This window comes from Gemmobacter lutimaris, assembly GCF_003570715.1.
Classification (GTDB): domain Bacteria; phylum Pseudomonadota; class Alphaproteobacteria; order Rhodobacterales; family Rhodobacteraceae; genus Gemmobacter; species Gemmobacter lutimaris.
Map to the genome: position 1 here is coordinate 327,539 of NZ_QXXQ01000001.1, position 21,499 is coordinate 349,037.

Annotated in this window: 21 protein-coding genes; 6 read left to right on the forward strand and 15 right to left on the reverse strand. The window is 65.1% G+C overall.

Annotation, left to right across the window (positions count from 1 at the left end; genetic code table 11):
* Nucleotides 1-190 precede the first annotated feature (190 nt).
* From D2N39_RS01475 to D2N39_RS01495, 6 genes are read right to left on the reverse strand one after another with little or no spacing between them, the layout of a single operon-like run.
* Nucleotides 191-496, reverse strand: coding sequence for a hypothetical protein (locus D2N39_RS01475; RefSeq protein WP_119133022.1), 306 nt, complete (start codon nt 494-496; stop codon nt 191-193).
* A complete protein-coding gene (locus D2N39_RS01480) occupies nt 487-1,164 on the reverse strand; it encodes a hypothetical protein (protein WP_119133023.1) in 678 nt (225 codons plus the stop codon). The genes D2N39_RS01475 and D2N39_RS01480 overlap by 10 nt, the downstream gene beginning before the upstream one ends.
* Nucleotides 1,164-2,558, reverse strand: a complete 1,395-nt coding sequence (locus D2N39_RS01485; protein ID WP_119133024.1) for an APC family permease — start codon at nt 2,556-2,558, stop codon at nt 1,164-1,166. Before D2N39_RS01485 ends, D2N39_RS01480 begins: the two co-directional genes overlap by 1 nt.
* A gap of 1 nt (nt 2,559) precedes the next feature.
* A complete protein-coding gene (locus D2N39_RS23075) occupies nt 2,560-2,730 on the reverse strand; it encodes a hypothetical protein (RefSeq protein WP_199725178.1) in 171 nt (56 codons plus the stop codon).
* A 3-nt stretch (nt 2,731-2,733) separates the two neighbouring features.
* Nucleotides 2,734-3,111, reverse strand: a complete 378-nt coding sequence (locus tag D2N39_RS01490) for a hypothetical protein (RefSeq protein WP_119133025.1) — start codon at nt 3,109-3,111, stop codon at nt 2,734-2,736.
* Between the two features lie 3 nt (nt 3,112-3,114).
* Entirely contained in the window at nt 3,115-3,405 is a 291-nt protein-coding gene (locus D2N39_RS01495; protein WP_233557024.1) for a hypothetical protein, read from the reverse strand.
* Nucleotides 3,406-3,705: 300 nt separating this feature from the next.
* On the opposite strand from D2N39_RS01495, the gene D2N39_RS01500 reads away from it, so the two are divergent.
* From D2N39_RS01500 to glnT, 4 genes are read left to right on the forward strand one after another with little or no spacing between them, the layout of a single operon-like run.
* Complete coding sequence (locus D2N39_RS01500) at nt 3,706-4,602, forward strand: class II glutamine amidotransferase (RefSeq protein WP_119133027.1); 897 nt, start codon at nt 3,706-3,708, stop codon at nt 4,600-4,602.
* Between the two features lie 2 nt (nt 4,603-4,604).
* Entirely contained in the window at nt 4,605-5,294 is a 690-nt protein-coding gene (locus D2N39_RS01505; protein ID WP_119133028.1) for a GltB/FmdC/FwdC-like GXGXG domain-containing protein, read from the forward strand.
* Nucleotides 5,295-5,303: 9 nt separating this feature from the next.
* On the forward strand, nt 5,304-6,632 hold the full coding sequence (locus D2N39_RS01510; RefSeq protein ID WP_119133029.1) for an FMN-binding glutamate synthase family protein: 1,329 nt from the start codon (nt 5,304-5,306) through the stop codon (nt 6,630-6,632).
* Between the two features lie 29 nt (nt 6,633-6,661).
* Nucleotides 6,662-7,969: a type III glutamate--ammonia ligase gene (gene glnT / locus D2N39_RS01515; RefSeq protein ID WP_119133325.1), complete on the forward strand. Its 1,308-nt coding sequence runs from the start codon at nt 6,662-6,664 to the stop codon at nt 7,967-7,969.
* Between the two features lie 284 nt (nt 7,970-8,253).
* On the opposite strand, the gene D2N39_RS01520 is transcribed toward glnT, so the two are convergent.
* The 5 genes from D2N39_RS01520 to D2N39_RS01540 all read right to left on the reverse strand — a co-directional run bounded on the left by D2N39_RS01520 (nt 8,254) and on the right by D2N39_RS01540 (nt 13,587).
* A complete protein-coding gene (locus D2N39_RS01520) occupies nt 8,254-9,597 on the reverse strand; it encodes an NAD(P)-binding domain-containing protein (RefSeq protein ID WP_119133030.1) in 1,344 nt (447 codons plus the stop codon).
* A 300-nt stretch (nt 9,598-9,897) separates the two neighbouring features.
* Nucleotides 9,898-10,911 (reverse strand): histone deacetylase family protein, encoded by a 1,014-nt coding sequence (locus D2N39_RS01525; RefSeq protein ID WP_119133031.1) that lies wholly within the window; start codon nt 10,909-10,911, stop codon nt 9,898-9,900.
* Nucleotides 10,908-11,345 carry a GNAT family N-acetyltransferase gene (locus D2N39_RS01530; protein ID WP_108128320.1) on the reverse strand — a complete coding sequence of 146 codons (438 nt, stop codon included), beginning with the start codon at nt 11,343-11,345 and terminating at the stop codon, nt 10,908-10,910. The genes D2N39_RS01525 and D2N39_RS01530 overlap by 4 nt, the downstream gene beginning before the upstream one ends.
* Nucleotides 11,342-12,259, reverse strand: a complete 918-nt coding sequence (locus D2N39_RS01535; protein WP_119133032.1) for a BKACE family enzyme — start codon at nt 12,257-12,259, stop codon at nt 11,342-11,344. Before D2N39_RS01535 ends, D2N39_RS01530 begins: the two co-directional genes overlap by 4 nt.
* Nucleotides 12,256-13,587 carry an aminotransferase family protein gene (locus D2N39_RS01540; protein ID WP_119133326.1) on the reverse strand — a complete coding sequence of 444 codons (1,332 nt, stop codon included), beginning with the start codon at nt 13,585-13,587 and terminating at the stop codon, nt 12,256-12,258. The genes D2N39_RS01535 and D2N39_RS01540 overlap by 4 nt, the downstream gene beginning before the upstream one ends.
* A gap of 97 nt (nt 13,588-13,684) precedes the next feature.
* Here D2N39_RS01540 and D2N39_RS01545 point away from each other — a divergent pair, with 97 nt between their 5' ends.
* Complete coding sequence (locus D2N39_RS01545; RefSeq protein WP_119133327.1) at nt 13,685-14,641, forward strand: LysR family transcriptional regulator; 957 nt, start codon at nt 13,685-13,687, stop codon at nt 14,639-14,641.
* A 12-nt stretch (nt 14,642-14,653) separates the two neighbouring features.
* On the opposite strand, the gene D2N39_RS01550 is transcribed toward D2N39_RS01545, so the two are convergent.
* Genes D2N39_RS01550 through D2N39_RS01565 form a run of 4 tightly spaced genes read right to left on the reverse strand, consistent with a single transcriptional unit; the run spans nt 14,654 to nt 18,901 of the window.
* Nucleotides 14,654-15,757, reverse strand: coding sequence for an NUDIX domain-containing protein (locus D2N39_RS01550; protein WP_119133033.1), 1,104 nt, complete (start codon nt 15,755-15,757; stop codon nt 14,654-14,656).
* Nucleotides 15,757-16,200: a TrgA family protein gene (locus D2N39_RS01555; RefSeq protein WP_119133034.1), complete on the reverse strand. Its 444-nt coding sequence runs from the start codon at nt 16,198-16,200 to the stop codon at nt 15,757-15,759. The genes D2N39_RS01550 and D2N39_RS01555 overlap by 1 nt, the downstream gene beginning before the upstream one ends.
* Before the next feature lie 21 nt (nt 16,201-16,221).
* The gene (locus tag D2N39_RS01560; RefSeq protein WP_119133035.1) at nt 16,222-17,433 is read right to left on the reverse strand and encodes an SAM-dependent methyltransferase; all 1,212 of its coding nucleotides are present in this window, start codon (nt 17,431-17,433) and stop codon (nt 16,222-16,224) included.
* Between the two features lie 55 nt (nt 17,434-17,488).
* A complete protein-coding gene (locus D2N39_RS01565) occupies nt 17,489-18,901 on the reverse strand; it encodes a cryptochrome/photolyase family protein (protein ID WP_119133036.1) in 1,413 nt (470 codons plus the stop codon).
* A 143-nt stretch (nt 18,902-19,044) separates the two neighbouring features.
* Here D2N39_RS01565 and hrpB point away from each other — a divergent pair, with 143 nt between their 5' ends.
* Nucleotides 19,045-21,498 carry an ATP-dependent helicase HrpB gene (gene hrpB, locus D2N39_RS01570; protein ID WP_119133037.1) on the forward strand — a complete coding sequence of 818 codons (2,454 nt, stop codon included), beginning with the start codon at nt 19,045-19,047 and terminating at the stop codon, nt 21,496-21,498.
* Nucleotide 21,499 lies beyond the last annotated feature (1 nt).

Here is a 21,499-nt window from a genome sequence, read left to right on the forward strand (position 1 = left end):
ACTTTCGTCCGAACGTGCGGGGCGTCTCGGCGCCCGGCCACGCGGTTTGCACAGATTGTCGCAGCCTGACCGCCGGACAAAGTGTTTTTTGCTTTAGATGAAACTTTTTTTCTTTGAATCGCCGCGCGCGTGCCGGGGGCAGCGAATGCTCGCCCGAAAAAAGGGCAGCGCCCCTGTCCCGTCGCCCGGTTCAGGGGCGGGTGCGGTCTGCGGCGGCCCGGCGCGCGGCATGGTGCCAGATCTCGAATCGCACACGCGCCCGGCGATAGGCGTCAAAGGCTGCCATCGCCCAGACAAAGAAGCCGCCCGCATAGCGCCCGACGAAGGAAATCTCGGGTCCGGCGGTCAGGGCTGTGAAGCCGCCCAGCAGGAAGATGAAGAACAGGAAGATCAGCCCGCGCTGCGGCTCGCCATTCCAGACCTGTCCCGATCCGGGCAGGATCAGGGCCGCCGCCATCACAAGCCGAGGGTCCGGTGGTTCCTGCCTCAGGCGCATTTCCGCATCCCCTCGCGCAGGACGTCGGACCGGATCGCCCGCAACCGTGCCACCAGCGGCACCAGCGCGTCCGGTGCCAGCGGATCACGGCCCAGTTCCGCCTCGCGGAACAGCAGATAGCGGCCACGCTCGGCCTCGTCTGCCAGCCAGACGATGCGCAGCCCTTCGGGCGCCAGCACCAGTTCCTTGACGCGGGGGTCGTCGAACAGGTCCAGATGACGGCGCAGCAATGCCGCCTCTGCCCCCGACAGCGGCGCCTCGCTTTTCAGCATCGCGTCGGCCGGAAACCCCGGTGGAAGCGTGGTCTGCACCGGCAATTGCGCGATATTGGAAAACGGCTCCACCCCGCGCGGGCGGATCATCAGATGGATGCGCTGCGGGATCGGCAGCGGCTCCAGCGCGGTGACCAGCAGCCAGAGCGCAGGCAACTTGCGGAAGGTCAGGCTGTCGGGCACGGCTTGCAGGTCCAGCGCTATCCCGCCCATACGGCCCGCAACACGGGGAAAGCCGGTCGGCGCCCTGCCCCGACGCGCATCTTCCAGTTCCGGCAGGATCGCATCGAGATACCCGGCCCGCGCCGTGGCGCGGACAGCGGCGGCGGCGCGCAGGCGGAGGGCCAGCCAGACCAGCCCCCCACCCAGTGCCAGAACCAGAAGTCCCAGCGCCATCAATACCCCCGCGGCTTCGGCCAGGGCATGGTGAACTGCGCCCCCCGGTTGACGAAGCGGTAGCGCCAGAAGTGGAACCACAGCGACACGACGATATAGAACACGATCATCGCCACCAGCTGCGTGCCATAGCCAAGGAACACCGCGAAGAAGGCCAGACCGCACAGCCCCAGCAGCACCATGGCGGGCAGCGGGTGGAACGGATGTTCATAGCCCCGCTTGATGGTGTCGAGCGGCCATTTGCGCCGGAACAGGATGATGTTCAGCGGCATGAAAGTGTATTCCAGCAGCCCCGACAGGATCGAGAAGGTGATCACCTGATCCAGCGGCGCCCCCAGCGCGAAGATCAGCGCGATTGGCACGAGGAAGATGATCGCGCGATACGGCGTGCGGTATTTCGGATGCACCGCACCGAACCAGCCCGGCAGATACTTGTCGCGTCCCATGGCGAACCATGCGCGGCTGGCATCATTGATGCAGCCGTTGGCCGAGGCCAGCGTGGCAAACAGCGTGCCAATGCCCAGAAGCACCATCAGGAAGGTCGAACCCGACAGCCGCGCCGCGTCGAACAGCGGCACACCCGACTGGCCAAGGTATTCCCACGGCATCAGGCCCGCGCAGACATACCATGTCAGCGTCGCGGCAATGGCCAGCGTCATCACCCCCGCCAGCGTGCCGAAAGGCAGCGCGCGCGCGGGGCTGCGCACTTCCTCGGCCGCCTGTGTGGTGCCCTCGATCCCGAGGTAATACCACAGGCCGAAGTGCATCGCCGCCAGCACACCCAGCCAGCCATAGGGCATGGCCGCCTGCCCCGACATCAGCGCCGCGTGGTTCATCTCGCCCATCCCGAGAATCCCCGAGGTGCTGAGGAACAGGATGATGATGGCGGTGAAGGCAATGGCGGTGATGACAAGGTTGAAGGTCAGCGTCGCCAGCACGCCGCGATAGTTCAGCCATGCAAGGAACATGATCGACAGGATGATGAAGGGCCGCTGGTCCAGCCCGCCCTCATGCCCGCTCATCGTGGCGACGGTATCGACAAGGAAACCCACGGTGATCGCATTCGCGGCTTCCAGCATCGTATAGGCGAAGACGAGGTAAAGCCCGACGTTGAAGGCCATCAGCGGCCCGACGATGTGCTTCGCCTGGGTATATTGCCCGCCGGCGGCGGCGACGGTCGATGTCACCTCCGAATCGATCATGGCAACGCAGGTATAAAGAATGCCCGCAAACCAGCAGGCCATCAGCGCCGCATAGGCCCCGCCTTTGCCGACGGCAAAGTTCCAGCCCATGTATTCGCCGACCAGCACGATGCCGACCCCAAGCGCCCAGACATGGGCAGGGCCCAGCACGCGGGCAAGGCCGACGTGTTCGGTTGTATCCGTCTGTGCCATGTTACCCTCGGTGGCTTTCTTCGGTCATGGCTTCCAGCTCGCCTTCACGCGAGGACATCAGAATCTCCTCCGAATAGGTGCTGTCGGTCCTGATCCAGTCGATGACGATGAACAGCCCGAACAACGCCGAAGCGCCCCAGGCCGCAAGTTCAAGCAGGTTCCACATATCCATGGCTCAATCCTCGAACTTCTCGGCGATCACGTCGCGGTATTCCTTTTCGGAAAAGCGCAGCAGGATCGCGTAATAACCCACGATGACCACGATCATCGCCAACAGCGCCCCGATGGAGAAGCTGTAGTCGAATCGCGCGGTGATCATCTCGGCGGCAGAGGCGGCATCGGCAAAGCCGAGCTTTTCCCATTGTGCCACCATGGTTTCATTCTGCCCGAGGCTTTCCCATGTCGGGTTCTCGACAGCGGCCGAGGTCACGGCCGATCCGGCCAGCCCCATCCACAGCGGGATGTAAAGCGCACCGATGGCCATGATCAGCAGCACGATCACGTCGATGATCTGGCCAAGCTTGCCCTGTGTCGGGGGGGTATAACGCGCCATGTCCTAGCGCCCCTTCGCATCGCGGGCGGCATCGAGGAACTTGATGTCCAGCCCATACATGAAATCGCGGTCTTCGCGGTAATGCCGCAGCATGGCGAGGATCGCGGCGGTGTTGAACAGCAGCACGATGGCGCCGCCGATCAACAGGGTGATACGCGCACCGCCAGTGGGTGCGAGAGACCATGTGGCCAGTGCCACGAAGATGATGGAGAACCAAAGCCCCAGAACGAAAGCCCATGCCACCGTCACGTCACGGCGGTGCATGGCCTCGATCCGTCTTGTCAGATCAGACACGTCACTTCCTCCCTATTGTCCCCTTTCAAGGCCGGTTTGCGCGGGGTGCACTTTTTCTGTCCGGCAATTATTTTTTCCATCAGGAAACACGCGCTGCGACATTCTGTCAAGAAAACCATCGAAGCCGGGTACAAGTGATCAAAAAACGCGCAGTTTTGTGATTCACGCCTGAAAAATGCGACGCCAATCTTGTCATTCCCGCCTTCCATTCCCCCGGATGAAAATTTGTTTCTTACCAGTTGAAAGGTGAAAAATCCGGTGCTAGCGTGATGGAAATTCGCCCATCAAGGAGTCGACACCATGTGCGGTATTGTCGGACTGTTCCTGAAGGATCCCAAGCTGGAGCCCCGGCTTGGCGAGCTTCTGACGGATATGCTCATCACCATGACCGATCGCGGGCCTGACAGCGCCGGGATCGCCATCTATTCGCGTGGCAAGGACGGCCACGCCAAGCTGACGGTCCAATCGGCCGATCCTGACCGCGATTTCGCGGATCTGCCCGAAAAGCTGGGCAAGGCCATCGGTGCCTCGGTGAAACTGGCGCAGAAGGACACCCATGCGGTGCTGGATCTGCCCTCTGACCGGCTGGAGGCCGCTCGCCACGCCATGCGCGAGATCGCGCCCACCGTGAAGGTGATGAGCGCGGGTGAAGGCATTGAAATTTACAAGGAAGTCGGTCTGCCCAAGGACGTGGCCGCCCGGTTTGACGTGGCACACATGCAGGGCACCCATGGTATCGGGCACACCCGCATGGCAACCGAATCTGCCGTGACCACCATGGGCGCGCACCCGTTCTCGACCGGGTCCGACCAGTGCCTCGTGCACAATGGATCGCTGTCGAACCACAACGGCCTGCGCCGCGAGCTGATCCGTCAGGGCATGACCTTCGAGACCCAGAACGACACCGAAGTCGCCGCCGCCTATGTCAGCCACAAGCTGCAAGAGGGCCAGAACCTCGGTCAGGCGCTGGAATCGGGGCTGGACGATCTGGACGGCTTCTTCACCTTCGTCGTGGGCACCAAGGATGGCTTCGGCGTCGTGCGCGACCCGATCGCCTGCAAGCCCGCCGTCATGGCCGAAACCGACCAGTATGTCGCCTTCGGTTCGGAATATCGCGCACTGGTCAACCTGCCGGGCATCGACAATGCCCGCGTCTGGGAACCGGAGCCCGCCACCGTCTACTTCTGGGAACGCTGAACATGCAGACATTCGACCTCGCCGCGCAGGGCCTGCGCGCGCTGAACCAGACGCTTCACGGCCTGAACGGCACCACCAACCAGACCGCCTGGGAAGTGGTGAACCCCAAGGGTTCGCATGCCATAGCGGTGGGCCTTGATGCGCCCATCGACGTGACGGTGAAAGGTTCGACCGGCTACTATTGCGCCGGGATGAACAAGCAGGCGACCGTGCGGGTGAAAGGCTCTGTCGGCCCCGGCGTTGCCGAAAACATGATGTCGGGCACCGTCATCGTGGATGGCGACGCCTCGCAATATGCCGGAGCCACCGGCCGCGGCGGTCTGCTGGTCATCAAGGGCAATGCGGCCTCGCGCTGCGGCATCTCGATGAAGGGCATAGACATCGTGGTGCATGGCAATATCGGCCACATGTCCTGCTTCATGGCGCAATCGGGCAATCTGGTTGTGCTGGGTGACGCCGGGGATGCTCTGGGCGATTCGCTTTATGAGGCGCGGCTTTTCGTGCGCGGCAGCGTGAAATCGCTGGGCGCCGACTGCATCGAGAAAGAGATGCGCCCCGAACATCTGGAGCTTCTGGCCGACCTGCTGAAGCGTGGCGAGGCCGATCATCTGGCCAAGCCGGAGGAGTTCAAGCGCTACGGCTCTGCACGCAAGCTCTACAATTTCAACGTCGACAATGCGTCGGCCTACTGAGGCGCCAGAATGACCGATTTCCCGCATACCCCGCCCAAGCAGAGCTGGACCTTCTCCAACGATGTGAACGCCGAAATCCGCCGCGCCGCAGCCACCGGCATCTATGACATCCGCGGTGGCGGCTCCAAGCGGCACCTGCCGCATTTCGACGACCTGCTGTTCCTCGGTGCCTCGATCTCGCGCTATCCGCTGGAAGGCTACCGCGAGAAATGCGCCACCGACGTCTGGCTGGGCACCCGCTTTGCCAAGAAGCCGATCCATCTGGACATCCCGGTGACCATCGCGGGCATGAGCTTCGGCGCCCTTTCGGGCCCGGCGAAAGAGGCGCTTGGCCGTGGCGCCAGCGAGGCAGGCACCTCGACCACCACCGGCGACGGCGGCATGACCGAAGAAGAGCGCGGGCATTCTAAAACGCTGGTCTATCAATACCTGCCCTCGCGCTATGGCATGAACCCCGATGACCTGCGCCGCGCCGATGCGATCGAGGTCGTGGTGGGTCAGGGTGCAAAGCCCGGCGGCGGCGGCATGCTGCTGGGTCAGAAGATCTCTGACCGCGTGGCCATGATGCGCAACCTGCCCAAGGGCATCGACCAGCGCTCGGCCTGCCGTCACCCCGACTGGACCGGGCCGGACGATCTGGAAATCAAGATCCTTGAAATCCGCGAGATCACCGAATGGGAAAAACCGATCTATGTGAAGATCGGCGGCGCCCGCCCCTATTATGACACCGCGCTCGCGGTGAAGGCCGGGGCCGATGTGGTGGTGCTGGACGGCATGCAGGGCGGCACGGCGGCCACGCAGGACGTATTCATCGAAAACGTCGGCATGCCGATCCTCGCCTGCATCCCGCAGGCGGTGAAGGCCCTGCAAGACCTCGGGATGCACCGCAAGGTCCAGCTCATCGTCTCGGGCGGTATCCGCACCGGCGCCGATGTGGCCAAGGCCATGGCGCTTGGCGCCGATGCTGTGGCCATCGGCACGGCAGCCCTTGTCGCACTGGGCGACAACGATCCGGCGCTGGAAGCCGAATACCAGAAGCTCGGCACCACCGCCGGTGCCTATGACGACTGGCACGAGGGCAAGGACCCTGCCGGGATCACCACCCAGGACCCGGACCTGTTCAAACGGTTCGACCCGATCCTCGGCGGTCGCCGGTTGAAAAACTATCTCAAGGTGATGACGCTGGAAGCCCAGACCATCGCCCGCGCCTGCGGCAAGAATCATCTGCACAACCTCGAACCCGAGGATCTCTGTGCGCTGACGATCGAATCCGCCGCCATGGCAGGCGTGCCGCTGGCCGGGACCAGCTGGATCCCCGGCCGTAACGGCGGCTTCTGAGAAAAAAAGATAGAACAGGGAGTTAGATGATGGTGAAAGACCTTGCCAAATGGGCAAAGGACAAGGGTGTCAAGTATTTCATGATCTCCTACACCGACCTCTTCGGGGGTCAGCGGGCCAAACTGGTTCCGGCGCAGGCGATCAATGACATGGCGGTGGACGGGGCCGGTTTTGCCGGCTTCGCTACCTGGCTGGACCTGACGCCTGCCCATCCCGACATGATGGCCGTCCCGGACCCCGAGGCGGTCATCCAGTTGCCCTGGCGGCGCGAAGTCGCCTGGGTGCCTGCGAATTGCGTCATGGAAGAAAAGCCGCTGGCACAGGCCCCGCGCAACGTGCTGCGTCGTCTGGTCGATGAGGCCGCCAAAGAAGGCCTTCGCGTCAAGACAGGGGTGGAACCGGAATTCTTTCTGCTGACCCCGGAAGGTGACCAGATCTCCGATCCGTGGGACACGGCGGAAAAGCCCTGCTACGACCAGCAGGCGGTCATGCGCCGCTACGATGTGATCGCCGAAGTCTGCGACTACATGCTGGAGCTTGGCTGGGAAGCCTACCAGAACGACCACGAGGATGCGATCGGCCAGTTCGAGATGAACTGGAAATACGATGACGTGCTCGCCACCGCCGACAAGCACAGCTTCTTCAAGTTCATGCTGAAATCGGTGGCCGAAAAGCACGGCCTGCGCGCCACTTTCATGCCGAAACCTTTCAAGGGCCTGACCGGCTCGGGCTGTCACGCCCATATCTCGGTCTGGAGCCTCGACGGCAAGACCAACGCCTTCGCGGATGACAGCAAGGAACTGGGCCTCAGCGATCAGGGCCGCCACTTCCTTGGCGGCATCATGAAACACGCCTCGGCACTCGCCGCGATCTGCAACCCGACGGTCAACAGCTACAAGCGCATAAATGCCCCGCGCACCTCCTCGGGGGCAACCTGGGCACCGAATACCGTCACCTGGACCGGCAACAACCGCACCCATATGGTGCGCGTCCCCGGCCCCGGCCGGTTCGAGTTGCGCCTGCCCGACGGCGCCGCCAACCCCTATCTGATGCAGGCAATCATCCTCGCCGCCGGTCTTGACGGCGTGCGCACCAAGGCCGACCCCGGCCGGCGCTATGACATCGACATGTATCAGCAGGGCCATACCGTGAAAGGCGCGCCGAAACTGCCGCTGAACCTGCTCGATGCGCTGCGTGAATACGACAAGGACAAGACGCTGAAAGCGATGATGGGAGAAGAGTTCTCCTCCGCCTACCTGAAGCTGAAGAACCAGGAATGGAACAGCTTCGTGTCGCATTTCTCGCGTTGGGAACACGAAAACACACTGGACGTCTGATACCGCCCAGACACACACACCGGCCCCGGCTCCCCGCCGGGGCCGGTGTCTTTTGCGCAAGCCCGATCCCGACGCTCCCCCTGCCCCTTGCTTCTTGCCAAAATACTCAAAACGCGCCCTTCCCGCCGCCCTGCGGGCCGCCCCCCGCACCGTCTGCCCCGCATCCCATGGCAATGCCGGGCCGAGGGGCTCGATGCCCCGAGGACCGGCCCCCCTTTTCAGGACCGCGAAAAAAGAAAACCCCGGAGCTGCCTCCGGGGTCCAGTGCTGCGGTGAAAGGGGGTTCAGTTCCGCAGATAGCTTTCCATGCTGTCCTCCAGCGCGTCCTTCCACGGCGTGTGGTGGACAGGTGCCATGGTCCCGGTGATGACCGAGCGATAGGCGTGGTTGCGGAAGCCCATGATGTCGTCCTTCTTGTGGTCCTTCCACTCGAAGAAGGCCTCGCAGGCACCATCCACGTCGAAGGACGGGTAATCGGTCTCGGCGATCAGTTCCTTCACATAATCGGCCTGATAATGGATCGCGTCATGCGCATCCTGACCGGCATCCTCGCCCGCCACGCGCGCCTCGACATCCTTCAGCATCGTGGCCTTGTCGCTCGGCACCGCGATGCGGCCCATGATGGCGTCGCGCACCCACCAAGCTTGCGCATCGAACATGTTGAAGGTGAACCACTGGTCCTGCATGCCGATGTAGAACATCTTCGGATTATGCGCCCAGACCACACCCTTGTAGAGATCGGCGGCCGCCAGACGGTTGGCGGTCTTCAGGCGCAGATCGTCCGGGAGGAAGGGGAAGTGGTGCTTGTAGCCGGTGCAGAGGATGATCGCATCGACCTTCTTCGAGGTGCCATCGGCGAAATAGGCGGTGGTTTCATCCACCCGCTCCAGCTTCGGCACTTCCTTCCAGTTGTCGGGCCATTTGAAGCCCATCGGCGCATTGCGATAGGCAACGGTGATCGACTTCGCACCATATTTCCAGCATTGCGAACCGATATCCTCGGCCGAATAGCTCGACCCCAGCAACAGCAGATCCTTGCCCGCGAATTCGCGCGCGTCGCGGAAGTCATGCGCATGCAGCACGCGGCCGTTGAACTTGTCGAATCCCGGATATTCCGGCACGTTCGGCACCGAGAAATGCCCCGAGGCGACGACGACATTGTCGAATTCCTCGTCATACATCCGGTCGTTTTCCAGATCATGCGCGGTGACGGTGAAGGTGCCCTTCGCCTCGTCATAACGCACCATGCGGATCGTGGTGTTGAAGCGGATCCAGTCGCGCACACCGGCCTTCTTCACCCGGCCCTCGATATAGTCGAACAGCACAGCGCGCGGCGGGTAGCTGGCGATCTGCTTGCCGAAATGTTCTTCAAACGAATAATCGGCGAATTCCAGACCCTCTTTCGGGCCATTCGACCAGAGATAACGGTACATCGAGCAATGCACCGGCTCGCCATGTTCGTCGAGACCCGTGCGCCAGGTGTAGTTCCACAGACCGCCCCAGTTGCCCTGTTTCTCGAAACAGACGACGTCGGGGATGTCTGCCCCCTTGGCCTTGGCGGACTGGAAGGCGCGAAGCATGGCAAGGCCCGAGGGCCCGGCTCCGATCACGGCGACACGTTTGGTCATATGGCTCTCCTTGCTGGTGCGCGGGGCCGCTCTGGCCCTCGTTGCCTGATAGCTAAAGAGATTCTGCCCTATGTGTCAAATATTCTTCCTGTCAGGAAATTCAAATCTGTCGCATCGCCCAAGTTTTCGGCAATTTTTGACCGCTGCCAGAGCAGGGCCGGCCCTCGGGGGCATCGAGCCCCCTCGTGCCGGCTGCCGCGGATCTGACCCAGCCGCCCGCAGGAAGCTGGCAGAGGGGGCTGTCTGCCCCCTCGCCCCTGCGGGGCTCACCCCCGAGGATATTTTTGCCAAGATAAAGGCTCAGGCAAGGCCCTTGAGGAAGGCCGTGAGGTTGGTGCCCAGTTTCGGTTGCAGGTAGCCGCCTTCCTGCACCACCAGCAGGCGCAGGCCGGTGGCGGCGATATCGGCGGCAATCCGGGTGAAGCCTTCGGTGGTGATCTTCAGGCCCTGAAACGGGTCGTCCTCATGCGCGTCGAGGCCAAGGGCCACAACGATGACATCGGCACCAAAGGCCCGGATGCGGGCCAGCGCAATGGCGAGGGCCGCGCGATAGTCGGCATCGCCGGTGCCGCGTTGCAGGGGAAGGTTGAGGTTGTAACCCAAGCCCTCGCCCTCCCCACGTTCCTGCGCCGCCCCCCAGAAGAATGGATAGAAGCGGTCGGGGTCAGCATGCAGGCTGACGGTCAGCACGTCGCGGCGGTGGTAGAACATGCCTTGTGTGCCATTGCCGTGATGCACATCCACATCAAGGATGGCCGGGCGCAGGCCCTTGCGCAGCAGCCATTCGGCGGCGATGCCGGAATTGTTGAGGAAACAGAATCCCCCCGCCAGATCGGCAAAGGCGTGATGCCCCGGCGGGCGGCAAAGCGCATAGGCGGTTTCGCCTGCGAGCATGGATTCAGCGGCGCTCAGCGCAGTCTGGGCCGACCAATAGGCCGCCTCCCATGTGCCAGCGGCAATGGGACAGGCGGTATCGGCCTGATGCCATCCAGCTTGCCCCACAGCGGATTTCGGATAATTGGCGCTGCGGCGGTCGGGGTGAATATTGGGTATCACCTCGTCCGCCGCACCCTCGATCCGTTTCCAGCGCGGGTGGATGGTTTGCAGGAAGGCGAGGTATTCGGCCGTATGCACCGCAGCCAGCGGCCCCATTCCGAAATCGCGCGGGCGCTCAAAACAGGCGCCTGCCGCCTCGGCCCCCGCTTGCAACACCGAGATGCGTTCGGGCTTTTCCGGGTTCGGCAGCCGGGTGCCGTTTGCCATGAACATCTGTGGGTCATGTCCGGCCTGCCGGTCATCGAGAAATGCTTTCATACTGCCTCCAGGGCCGCGCCTTCCAGCGTCAGCCAGATTTCATCGGCTTTCGGGGTGAACCCCAGCCGGTCATAGAAGACCCGTGCGCGCGGATTGTCATCATAGACGGCAAGGCGCAGGAAGCTGGCACCGAATTCTGCCTCGGCCCGGTTGCGCACGGCGGCAAGGAGCTGGCGGCCCAGCCCTTGCCCGCGCGCCTCTGCCCCGACCCAGAGGTCTGAGACATAGGCCCCGATCCGCCCCCGCGTGGTGGAAAGGAACGGCGACCAGAGCGCTAGGCCGTGATCGGCCAGTTCGGCACGGATCGCACCGCTGGCAAGGGCGGTAGCCACCTGCGCCCCGGTCGTGCGGAACGGATCACCCATGTCGGCGGCCAGGGCTTGCAGACCCGCCATGACCCTTGCGGCATCTTCAACCGTCGCGGCGCGGATCATGCGTAGACCTGCCGCCCCTTGAGGCCCAGCAGCGCGCGCGCCTCGTCAGCCGTAGCGGGGCTGCGACCCAGAGCCTCGACAATGCCGCGCACCTTTTCAACCTGTTCGGCGTTGGATTTCGCCAGCACGCCTTTCGAGAGGTAAAGGTTGTCTTCCAGCCCGACGCGGACATGCCCGCCCATGGCCGCCGCGATGGCGGCGAATTCCATTTGGCGCCGCCCCGCCGCCAGCACCGACCATTCGAACTTCGGAAACAGTTTCTGCGCCGTCTGGTGCAGGTGGATCAGATGCTCCGGTTCTGCCGCGATACCGCCCAGCACGCCCATGACGAACTGCAGGAAGATCGGCCCGTCAACCAGCCCGCGGTCAACGAAGTGGCGCAGCATGTGAAGGTGGCTTACGTCATAGCATTCAAACTCGAACCGCGCACCGCGTTCGGTACCCATGCGCTGCAAGACGCCTGCGATGTCGCGCGGGGTGTTTTTGAACACTAGATCGTCGGAGGTGCGCAGGAACGGCTCTTCCCAGTCGAACCGCCAGTCCCTCGGCTTCATGGCCATCGGATAGAGCGCGAAATTCATCGACCCCATGTTGAGACTGCACATTTCCGGCGCGAAAGTCAGTGGCGCTTCCAGCCGCTGATCCAGCGTCATGACTGCCGAGCCGCCGGTGGTCATGTTGAGGACTGCATCGCAGGAACTTGAAATCGCGGGCAGAAAGCCCTTCCAATGCGCCGGGGAGGCAGAGGGGCGGCCCGTCTCCGGGTCACGGGCATGCAGGTGCAGGATCGCAGCACCCGCCTCGGCCGCGCCGATCGCCTGGGCGGCGATATCCTCGGGCCGGAACGGCAGATAGGGCGACATGCTGGGCGTGTGGATCGAGCCGGTGATGGCGCAGGAGATGACGATCTTCATGCCAATGCCCCCGTATGAGCATCCGCAAACCCATCCAGCGCGCGGGTCAGTTTCTCCATGATCTCGTCCACTTGCGCCTCGGTGGTGATCATCGGCGGGCAGACAAGGAAATGGTCCCCCTCATATCCGCCACGAGTGCGGCGGGAATAGATGATCAGCCCCTCGGCATAAGCGCGCTCGACCAGATCGTCGAAAGCCTTCATCTCGCGCGGCAGCGGCGCCATCGTTTCGCGGCTGGCAACGAACTCAAAGGCCAACAGCAGCCCTTCACCCCGCACATCGCCAATGAAACCATAGCGTTGCATCAGGTTCTTCAGGCGTTGCTTCAGCACAGCGCCCACCTTGCGCGCGTTGCCCATCATACCCTGCCGCTCGATCTCGGTCAGCACGGCAAGGCCCGCCGTGCAGGCCAGCGGATTGCCCGCATAGGTATGGCCGTGCAGGAAACCGCCCGCATCCTGCACCGCCTGCACGATGCGATCCTGCGCGATCATGGCACCAAGCGGCGCATAGCCCGCACCGAAACCCTTTGAAATCGCAATAATGTCTGGGGCCACGCCCCAAAGGTCGCCGCCAAGGAAGGTGCCGACGCGACCGCCGCCGCTCATCACCTCGTCATGGATCAGCAGCACCCCGTATTTGTCGCAGATCGCGCGCACCGCCTGCATATAGCCCGTGGGCGGCACCAGCGCCCCGGTCGAGGCGCCGCCGACGGGTTCGTGGATAAAGGCCAGCACTGTCTCTGGCCCCTCGGCCAGAATGCGGTCCTCCAGCATGGCTGCGTAATGCGCGCCGGTGGCGGCGTTATCCATGTCCAGCCCATCAAGATAGGCGCGTGGCGCGGGGATCTTCGGCATCTCCACCATCATCGGGCGGAACGGATCGGTCAGCGGATCGTAACCCGTCACCGACAGCGCCCCCAGCGTCGATCCGTGATAGGACGGGAAGCGCGAGATCACCTTCCAGCGCCCAGCCTGCCCGGTCACCACCGCATATTGCCGGGCAAGCTTCATGGCGCTTTCCACCGCCTCCGACCCGCCGGAGACGAAGAATACTTTCTCCATCCCCTCCGGGCTGAGCGCGGCAACCTTGGCCGCCAGCTGCTCACCCGGTTCGGTTTCGAAATGCAGCCGGTAGCCAAAGGTGGATTTGTCCATCTGCGCCCGCATCGCGGCCAGAACGGCGGGGTTGGAATGGCCGATATTGCTGACCATCGCGCCCGACGATCCGTCAATGAACCGCCGCCCCGAAGTATCCCACATGTAGATGCCTTCGGCACGGTCCAGCACGGGCCGCGCAGCGGTGGACAGGTAGAACAGGTGGCTCATCATCAGTCTCCGGGCGAGGTTCGCCCTGAGGATGGCGCATGGCACTGCATTCTCCAAATGGATTGTTTTAATCCCCATCATTGATACAGTGAATGTCATGCGCCTCAGCCCCGCCGAAAAACTCGCCCGCGATCTGGATTGGAACCTGCTGCGCGTCTTTCTCGCGCTGGCAGAGGCCGGGTCGGTGACGCGCGCGGGCGAAAGGTTGGGGCTGAAGCAACCCTCGGTCAGTCAGGCGCTGAAACGGCTGGAGGATCGCACCGGCCACCGGCTGATCGACCGCAGCGCAGGCAGTTTCGCGCTGACACCCGAGGGCATCGCCCTGCTGGCCGAAGCCCGCACGGTGCGCGCCGCCATCCTGCGCGGGGCCGAGGCAATGGCCGAAGCGGCGGGCGCAGTCGCGGGCGAAGTCACGCTGGCGCTGGCCTCGCATGTCGTCTCGCCCGTGCTGGACGAAGCCTTGCGCCGGTTTCACGCCACCCACCCGAAGGCCACGCTGTCCATTGACATCCTGCCCTCGCGCGAGGCGCTGACGCGGCTGTCCGAGGGACGAGCCAGCCTTGCCATCTGTCTGATGACCGATCCGCGCGGCGACCTGCAAACCGAGATGTTCTATCGGGAATTCTTCGGCCTGTTCTGCGGCCCGCCACATCCGCTGCATGGCCGGGCGGGTCTTTCGCTGGAAGATCTGGTCGGCCACACTGCCGTCAGCTTCCAGACAGACCGCATGGGCGATGCGCTGGCCGCCGTCACCGAATTGCGCCTGCGCGCGGGTCTCACCGGCCCGGTCGGCCAGTCCACCCATCTGGAGGAAGTGCGACGCATGATCGTCGCGGGCCTCGGCATAGGGCCGCTGCCGCTGCATGTGGTGGTGGAGGACCTGCGCGCGGGGCGTCTGTGGCGCCTGCCACCGCAGAACGACCCGCCCGCCATCGACGTCTATCTGGCACGCAACCCGCGTGCGCGCCTGAACCGGGCGGAAACCGCCTTTCTGGCCATTCTCGATGCGCTTTTGCACGAGAACCCGCCCGAACGGCGCATCTACGGCCCCTGATCCGCCACCGGGCTACGCTCTGCGCAGACGCGCCCTTTCGCGCTGCAACCAAAGCGCCGTCACCAGCAGCGGCCCGTTGTCCACCTCACCCGATGCGACCAGCGCCATGAATTCCGCAAAGCTGACAAGGTGGCCGCGAATATCTTCCGCCTCGCCTTCCACGCCAAACACGCCCTCCACCCCGTCGGGCAGATCGCAAAGCGCAACATAGGAATAGAGGTATTCGCTTTTTGCCCCCGGCGAAGGGTAATAGGCGCCCACTTTCTCCAGCGCGCCCAGTTGCAGGCCCGCCTCCTCCACCGCCTCGCGTCGGGCGGCTTGTTCCGGCGTCTCGTCCGGGTCGATACGTCCCGCGATGGCCTCCAGCAACCACGGCTGCGGATCACCCCGCCCATAGGGCCCGGCGCGGAACTGTTCGATCAGCAGCACCCGGTCGCGCACGGGATCATAGGGCAGCACCGTCACCGCATCGCCCGAGACAAAAACCGCGCGGTTGATCCGTTCACTCATGCGACCGTCAAACCGGCGATAGCGCAGATCATATTCCTCGATGGCGAAGAAATTAGCATAGGGCTGGCGAAAACGGTCCACCGCCACATCGCCCGGCTCCGCCCGGTGCCGCCGCGTGACCGGCGGGGCCTCGGCGGCCCGCAACCGGCTGGCGCCGCGCACCAGCATCAGCCGGTAGCGCCGCACAACCTCGGCCGCCTCGCGCTGCCCCATCAGCGCCATGACGTCGCGCGCGGTCGCCACCGCGACCGGCCCCCAGTCGCGTACCCAGTCGGCCAGCGCCCACGGCCCCGCCACCGGCGCGGCCTCAGGCGGCAGATAGACCAGCGCGGTGGTAGCCCCCGCCGCCTCGACCGGCAGCGCGGCGGTGCGATAGCCAAAGCCGCCCTCGTAGAAATCCAGCCGCGCCACATCTTCGGCCGTGGCATCACGCATCAGCCGCCCCTGCGCCGCGCCCGCACCGGGCCGGATCACCGGCCACGCGCCCTCGGCGGACCAGAGCACTTCATACCCCGGCAAGGCGGCGGGTTCGGTGACTGACGCACGACCCAGCACCGCCTCCAGCAACGGGGGGTGGCACAAGGTGCCATAGAAGAACAGATCCATCAGCGCCGCCGCACCAGCTTGTGCACCGCGATCCCGCACAGCGGACCGCCGATCAGCAGCGCCGCCAGAAGCTGCGGCGAGGCGATCACCAGAAACAGGTTTTCGATCATCAGCTGAAAGACCCCGGTGATCGCCTCGAACGGGCCTTTGTACATCTTGCGCAGCGCCTTGCCGAGCATGAGGTAGATACCGAACCCCAGAAGCGCGAAAAAGGCCGTCATCAACGCAGTCTGCAATCCGGCGCTGATCGCCTGCGCCATGCCACCTTCCGGCGCACGCGGCCCCATCACGAACCAGCCGCAGCCAAGACCGATGGCCGCGACATAGAAGCTGAAATTTCCGAAAGAGGTGCCCTCGGGCACCAGCGGCTTGAACAGTTCGGCAGCCAGATAGGCCAGCGCCGCAAAGAATATCGCGCCCAGAAGCTTGCCCGCCGTCGGCATCTGTCCCTTTCCGCGCGCCCCTTAACCGGGTCGCGTCACCGTGATCTGCGTCACGTCGCAGTTTCCGCCGTGAAAGGCGCCAGCGCAAGAGGTGAGGTAGAAGTTCCACATGCGGCGAAAGCGGTCGTCAAAGCCCAGCGCCCGCACCTCGGGCCAACGGGCATTGAATGTGTCATGCCAGCGCCGCAGCGTCTGGCTGTAGCTTTCGCCAAATTCGATATGGCCCTTCAAGGCCAGCCCCGCCGCTGCGATTTCCTGTGCCAGCGCGGCGGGCGACGGCAGCATGCCACCGGGGAAAATGTATTTCTGGATGAAATCCACGGTCTTGCGATAGGTCACGAAGCGGTCATCGGGCACGGTGATGATTTGCAACGTGGCGTTGCACCCCGGTTTCAGCCGGTCGCGCACTGCGCCGAAATAGACCGGCCAGTATTTCTCGCCCACCGCCTCGAACATCTCGATCGAAGCAATGCCGTCATATTGGCCGCGCTCGTCCCGGTAATCCTGAAGCCGGATCTCCACCCGGTCGGAGAGGCCCGCGCGGGCGATGCGCGCCTTTGCGAAATCATGCTGTTCCTTCGAGATGGTCAGGCAGGTCAGCCGCATCCCTGCCCGCGCGGCATGTTCGGCAAACCCGCCCCAGCCGCAGCCGATTTCCAGCAGGTGATCGCCGGGCCGCGCGCCCATCTGCTGCAACATCGAGGCGTATTTGGCCTCTTGCGCCGCCTCAAGGCTTTCCTGCCCGCTGCGGAACAGGGCGCTTGAATAAGTCATCGTATCGTCGAGCCACAGGCGGTAGAAATCATTCCCCAGATCGTAGTGATAGGCGATGTTGCGTTTGGCCTGCCGCCGGGAATTGCCGCGCAGCCAGTGCCGCATCCGTTCATAGGACCGCACGAGGCCCATGCCCGGAAAACCGTCATTCACCCCGTTGTTCGGTGGCGCCTGCACCAGATCCATGAACGCTTGCAGGTCGGGCGTATCCCAGTCGCCATCCAGATAGGCGTCACAGAAGCCCAGATCGCCCTCTCGGATCAGCCGGGCAAACACATCCGGGTTCTTCACCTCCACCTCGGCCACCGGGCCGGGCGCGGCGCCTTCGGCCCGAAAGCGACGGCCATCGGGCAGGACGAATTCCATCCGCCCCAGACGCAGCTTTTCCAGCACCTTCATCACCTGCGCGAAATAGCGCGGCAGGTCGTTCTGGCCTTCGGTCGTCAGCAAGGTGGTCATCCTTACATCTCCCCGGATCATGCGGTTCCGATGATTCCCCAAGCGCGGCCGTCACTCAAGCCTTTCGTGCGGCATAGGCATCCAGCGCGCGCTGACGGCCTTTGTCCAGCGCGATCAAGGGCTTCGGATAGGCGGCATCGGGTAAAATCGCCCATGCGCGCGGCACGGCATCGAAATAGGACAACGCCTCGGCCGGCGGGGTGCGGCTCAGTTCGGCGATGAACCGGCGGCGATAGACGGCATTCGGGTCGAACTTTTCCGCCTGCGTCGCCGGGTTGAAGATACGGAAATACGGCGCGGCATCCGGCCCTGACCCTGCCACCCATTGCCAGCCCATTGCATTGGAGGCCGGGTCCCAGTCGGTCAGGCAATCGGCAAACCACGCCAGCCCCACCCGCCAGTCGGTCATCAGATGCTTGGTAAGGTAAGAGGCCGCGATCATCCGCGCGCGGTTGTGCATGGTGCCGGTCACATACATCTCGCGCATCGCGGCATCGACGAAGGGCTCGCCGGTCAGGCCCCGGCGCCAGCGTTCCGCATCGGCACTGTCGCCGCGCCAGGGGAAGCCATCCCAATCCTCACGCCAGTTCTCGGTCGCAAGCGCTGGGAAGTGATAGATCAGATGCCAGGCAAAATCGCGCCACCCGAGTTCCGACAGGAACTTGCCCGCGCCACTGTCGCCCGCGTCCTGCCGGTGCATGGCGGCATGCCAGATGCGGGCAGGTGCAATTTCGCCATAGGTCAGGTTTTCCGACAGGCGCGAGGTGGCGGGCGTGGCCGGAAAATCCCGCGCCTCGGCATAACGGGCAAGGCGCTGATCCAGAAAGGCGTCCAACCGGGTCAGAGCTGCCGCCTCCCCCACGGCCTGATGGGGCAGGCAGACTGCCGCGCCGCGCCGCATGGCGGCCCCCATCTGCCAATCCTCCAGCCGGTCCGAAACGGGCCAGCTTTCGGGCAGCGGCAGTTGCTTCGGCGCGGGCAGCAGGGGTGCGATGTCGCGCTGGCGCAGCGCCTTCCAGAACGGCGTGTAGACCCGGTAAGGGCCACCCTGCCCGGTTTCCACCTGCCACGGCTCGGCCAGCAGGAAGCCCGGATGGCTTTCGGCCACCTGCCCCGCCGTCTTCAGCATCGCCTTCACCGCCGTATCGCGGGCGATGGAGGCCGGGTCATAGGCGCGGCTCCACATCACCCCCGCCGCGCCGGTTTCCGCGATCAGCCGCGCCAGCGATTCGGGCGCCGCGCCGCGCCGCAGGATCAACCGGCTGCCCATGCCCTCCAGCCGCGCCGCGAAATCGGCGACCGACAGTCCCAGCCGCCATTTCGCCGCGGCACCAATGGCCTCTGTCTCGGGGTCCAGCAGGAAGACCGGGATCAGCGGCCGCCCGGTGGCCAGCGCGGCGGTCAGCATCGGGTGATCGGCCAGCCGCAGGTCGCGGCGGAACCACAGGATCAGGGGGGCGTCAGTCATGGCAGGTCAGGTTACTCCGTTTCCATTGTCATACGGTATGACCTAGGGCAGCGGATCACCCTTGCCCAGTCCTTACGCCCCCGGCCCTGACGCCCCCCCCTGACGCCCCTTGCATCGCACGCGGTGATCTGGTCCTTGGGCCCATGCCCGTTCTGCCGCCCCCCGCCCTGCCGATTGATGCCGTCCTGCCCGATCTGGTGGCGGCGCTGGCCGCGCGCGGCATGGCTGTGGTGCAGGCCCCGCCCGGTGCGGGCAAGACCACGCGGGTGCCGCTGGCCATGCTGGCCTCCGGCCTTTGCCCCGGCCGCATCGTCATGCTGGAACCCCGCCGCCTCGCCGCTCGCGCAGCCGCTGAACGCATGGCCGAGACGCTGGGCGAGCCGGTAGGCCAGACCGTCGGCTACCGCATCCGGGGCGAGGCGAAAGTGTCGAAAGCCACCCGCATCGAGGTGGTGACCGAGGGCATCCTGACCCGGATGCTGCAAACCGATCCGGGGCTTGAGGGTATCGGCGCCATCGTTTTCGACGAATTCCACGAACGCAGCCTGAACGCCGATCTTGGCCTTGCGCTGGTGCTGGAGGTGCGGGGCGCGCTGCGCGATGACCTGCATCTGGTGGTGATGTCGGCGACGCTGGATGCCGCTCCTGTGGCCGCCCTGATGGGCGATGCGCCGATGATCACCAGCGCGGGCCGCGCTTTTCCGGTGGAAACCCGCTGGCTGCCCCGGCCGCTGGAGGCCCGCGCGCGCTTCGATCAGGCGCTGGCGGCGCTGGTCGTGCAGGCGGTGGAGGAATGCCCCGAGGGCGGTGTGCTGGTCTTTCTGCCCGGCGAGGGCGAAATCCGCCGGGTCGAGGCGCTGTTGAAGGGCCTGAAGGGCTGCGACATCCGCCCGCTGTTCGGCGCGATGGAGTTCGCGGCCCAGCGCGCGGCACTGGCCCCGGCCGCACCGGGACTGCGCAAGGTGGTGCTGGCGACCTCCATCGCGGAAACCTCGCTGACCATTCCCGACATCCGTGTGGTGGTCGATGGCGGCCGGGCGCGGCGAGCGCGGTTCGATGCGCCTTCTGGCATGGCGCGGCTGGTCACCGAACGGGTGACCCGGGCCGAGGCCGAACAGCGCCGCGGCCGCGCCGGCCGGGTGGCGGAGGGGGTCTGCTACCGCCTGTGGTCGAAGGGCGAGGAAGGCGGGCTTGCCGCCTTTCCCCCGCCCGAAATCGCGGCGGGCGATCTGACCGGACTTGCGCTGGAACTCGCGGTCTGGGGTTCGGCCGACCTGCCCTTCCTGACGCCACCGCATCCCGGCGTGCTGGGCGAGGCGCAGACGCTGCTGACCGGGTTGGAGGCGCTAAAGGACGGGCGCATCACCGATCACGGCCGCCAGATCGCGGCGCTGCCCTTGCACCCGCGTCTGGCGCATATGTTGATCCGCGCGGGCGGCGGGATTGAAGCCGCGACACTGGCCGCCCTGCTGGCCGAGCGCGACCCGCTGCGCGATGCCGCCGCCGATCTGGCCTTGCGCATGGCGGCGGTGAAAGACCCCGGCCGCGTCGAGCGTGAGGGCCGCGCCGTTCATCGCGGCACGGTCGAACGTATCCGGGCCGAGGCAAAGCGGCTGGCCCGCGCCGTCCCCGAGGCGCCGCGCGGCCTGAGCCTTGGCCAGATGGCATCGCTGGCCTATCCCGACCGCGTGGGCCTGCGCCGCAAGGGCGAGGCGCCGCGCTGGGTGCTGTCAGGTGGCAAGGGCGCGGCGATGGCCGCCGGTCAGCCGCTGTCGGGCGCACGGCTTCTGGTCGCCACCGATCTGGATGGCGACCTGCGCGAGGCGACAATCCGGCAGGCGGTCGCGTTGACCGAGGCCGAATTGCGCGCGGTGCATGGCGATCAGATCGTGTGGCGCGACATCTGCGAATGGTCCAAACGCGAGGGCCGCGTGGTGGCGCGGCGGCAGGAATGTTTCGGCGCCTGTGTGCTGGACGACCGCCATTGGACCGACGCGCCGCCCGAGGCGCTGGCCCGCGCCGCGCTGGACGGGCTGCGGCTGATCGGCCTGACGCCCTCGCCCGCCGCGCGGCGGCTGATGGTGCGGGCGGCACTCTGCCGCCGCGACGGGGCAGACCTGCCCGATGTCTCGGAACCCGCACTGCTGGCGGGCGAGGCGCTGCTGCCCTACCTGACGGCCAAGCGCACCGAGGCCGATCTGCGCGGGCTCGATCTGGTGGAGCCGATCCGCAGCGCGCTGGGATGGGAGGGGGTGCAGATGCTCGACCGCCTCGCCCCGCCGCATTTCGAGACGCCCCTCGGGCGGCGGGTGCCCATCGACTATGACGGCGAAACACCGGGGATCGAGGTGCGACTGCAAGAGTTGTTCGGGGTGACGGTGCATCCGACAGTGGGGCCGAAGCGGCTGCCGCTGAAGATCACGCTCTTGTCGCCCGGCGGCAAGCCGGTGCAGGTGACAGCCGATTTGCCGGGGTTCTGGACCAATTCCTACGCCGATGTGCGGCGCGACATGCGCGGGCGCTATCCGCGCCATCCCTGGCCCGAAGACCCGCGCGAGGCCGATCCGACCATGCGGGCAAAGCCGCGCGGCACCTGAC

Coding starts and splice junctions, on each gene's coding strand:
- D2N39_RS01475 (WP_119133022.1), bottom strand. CDS start 496: ATGCGCCTGAGGCAGGAACCACCGGACCCTCGGCTTGTGATGGCGGCG.
- D2N39_RS01480 (WP_119133023.1), bottom strand. CDS start 1,164: ATGGCGCTGGGACTTCTGGTTCTGGCACTGGGTGGGGGGCTGGTCTGG.
- D2N39_RS01485 (WP_119133024.1), bottom strand. CDS start 2,558: ATGGCACAGACGGATACAACCGAACACGTCGGCCTTGCCCGCGTGCTG.
- D2N39_RS23075 (WP_199725178.1), bottom strand. CDS start 2,730: ATGGATATGTGGAACCTGCTTGAACTTGCGGCCTGGGGCGCTTCGGCG.
- D2N39_RS01490 (WP_119133025.1), bottom strand. CDS start 3,111: ATGGCGCGTTATACCCCCCCGACACAGGGCAAGCTTGGCCAGATCATC.
- D2N39_RS01500 (WP_119133027.1), top strand. CDS start 3,706: ATGTGCGGTATTGTCGGACTGTTCCTGAAGGATCCCAAGCTGGAGCCC.
- D2N39_RS01505 (WP_119133028.1), top strand. CDS start 4,605: ATGCAGACATTCGACCTCGCCGCGCAGGGCCTGCGCGCGCTGAACCAG.
- D2N39_RS01510 (WP_119133029.1), top strand. CDS start 5,304: ATGACCGATTTCCCGCATACCCCGCCCAAGCAGAGCTGGACCTTCTCC.
- glnT (WP_119133325.1), top strand. CDS start 6,662: ATGGTGAAAGACCTTGCCAAATGGGCAAAGGACAAGGGTGTCAAGTAT.
- D2N39_RS01520 (WP_119133030.1), bottom strand. CDS start 9,597: ATGACCAAACGTGTCGCCGTGATCGGAGCCGGGCCCTCGGGCCTTGCC.
- D2N39_RS01525 (WP_119133031.1), bottom strand. CDS start 10,911: ATGAAAGCATTTCTCGATGACCGGCAGGCCGGACATGACCCACAGATG.
- D2N39_RS01530 (WP_108128320.1), bottom strand. CDS start 11,345: ATGATCCGCGCCGCGACGGTTGAAGATGCCGCAAGGGTCATGGCGGGT.
- D2N39_RS01535 (WP_119133032.1), bottom strand. CDS start 12,259: ATGAAGATCGTCATCTCCTGCGCCATCACCGGCTCGATCCACACGCCC.
- D2N39_RS01540 (WP_119133326.1), bottom strand. CDS start 13,587: ATGAGCCACCTGTTCTACCTGTCCACCGCTGCGCGGCCCGTGCTGGAC.
- D2N39_RS01545 (WP_119133327.1), top strand. CDS start 13,685: ATGCGCCTCAGCCCCGCCGAAAAACTCGCCCGCGATCTGGATTGGAAC.
- D2N39_RS01550 (WP_119133033.1), bottom strand. CDS start 15,757: ATGGATCTGTTCTTCTATGGCACCTTGTGCCACCCCCCGTTGCTGGAG.
- D2N39_RS01555 (WP_119133034.1), bottom strand. CDS start 16,200: ATGCCGACGGCGGGCAAGCTTCTGGGCGCGATATTCTTTGCGGCGCTG.
- D2N39_RS01560 (WP_119133035.1), bottom strand. CDS start 17,433: ATGACCACCTTGCTGACGACCGAAGGCCAGAACGACCTGCCGCGCTAT.
- D2N39_RS01565 (WP_119133036.1), bottom strand. CDS start 18,901: ATGACTGACGCCCCCCTGATCCTGTGGTTCCGCCGCGACCTGCGGCTG.
- hrpB (WP_119133037.1), top strand. CDS start 19,045: ATGCCCGTTCTGCCGCCCCCCGCCCTGCCGATTGATGCCGTCCTGCCC.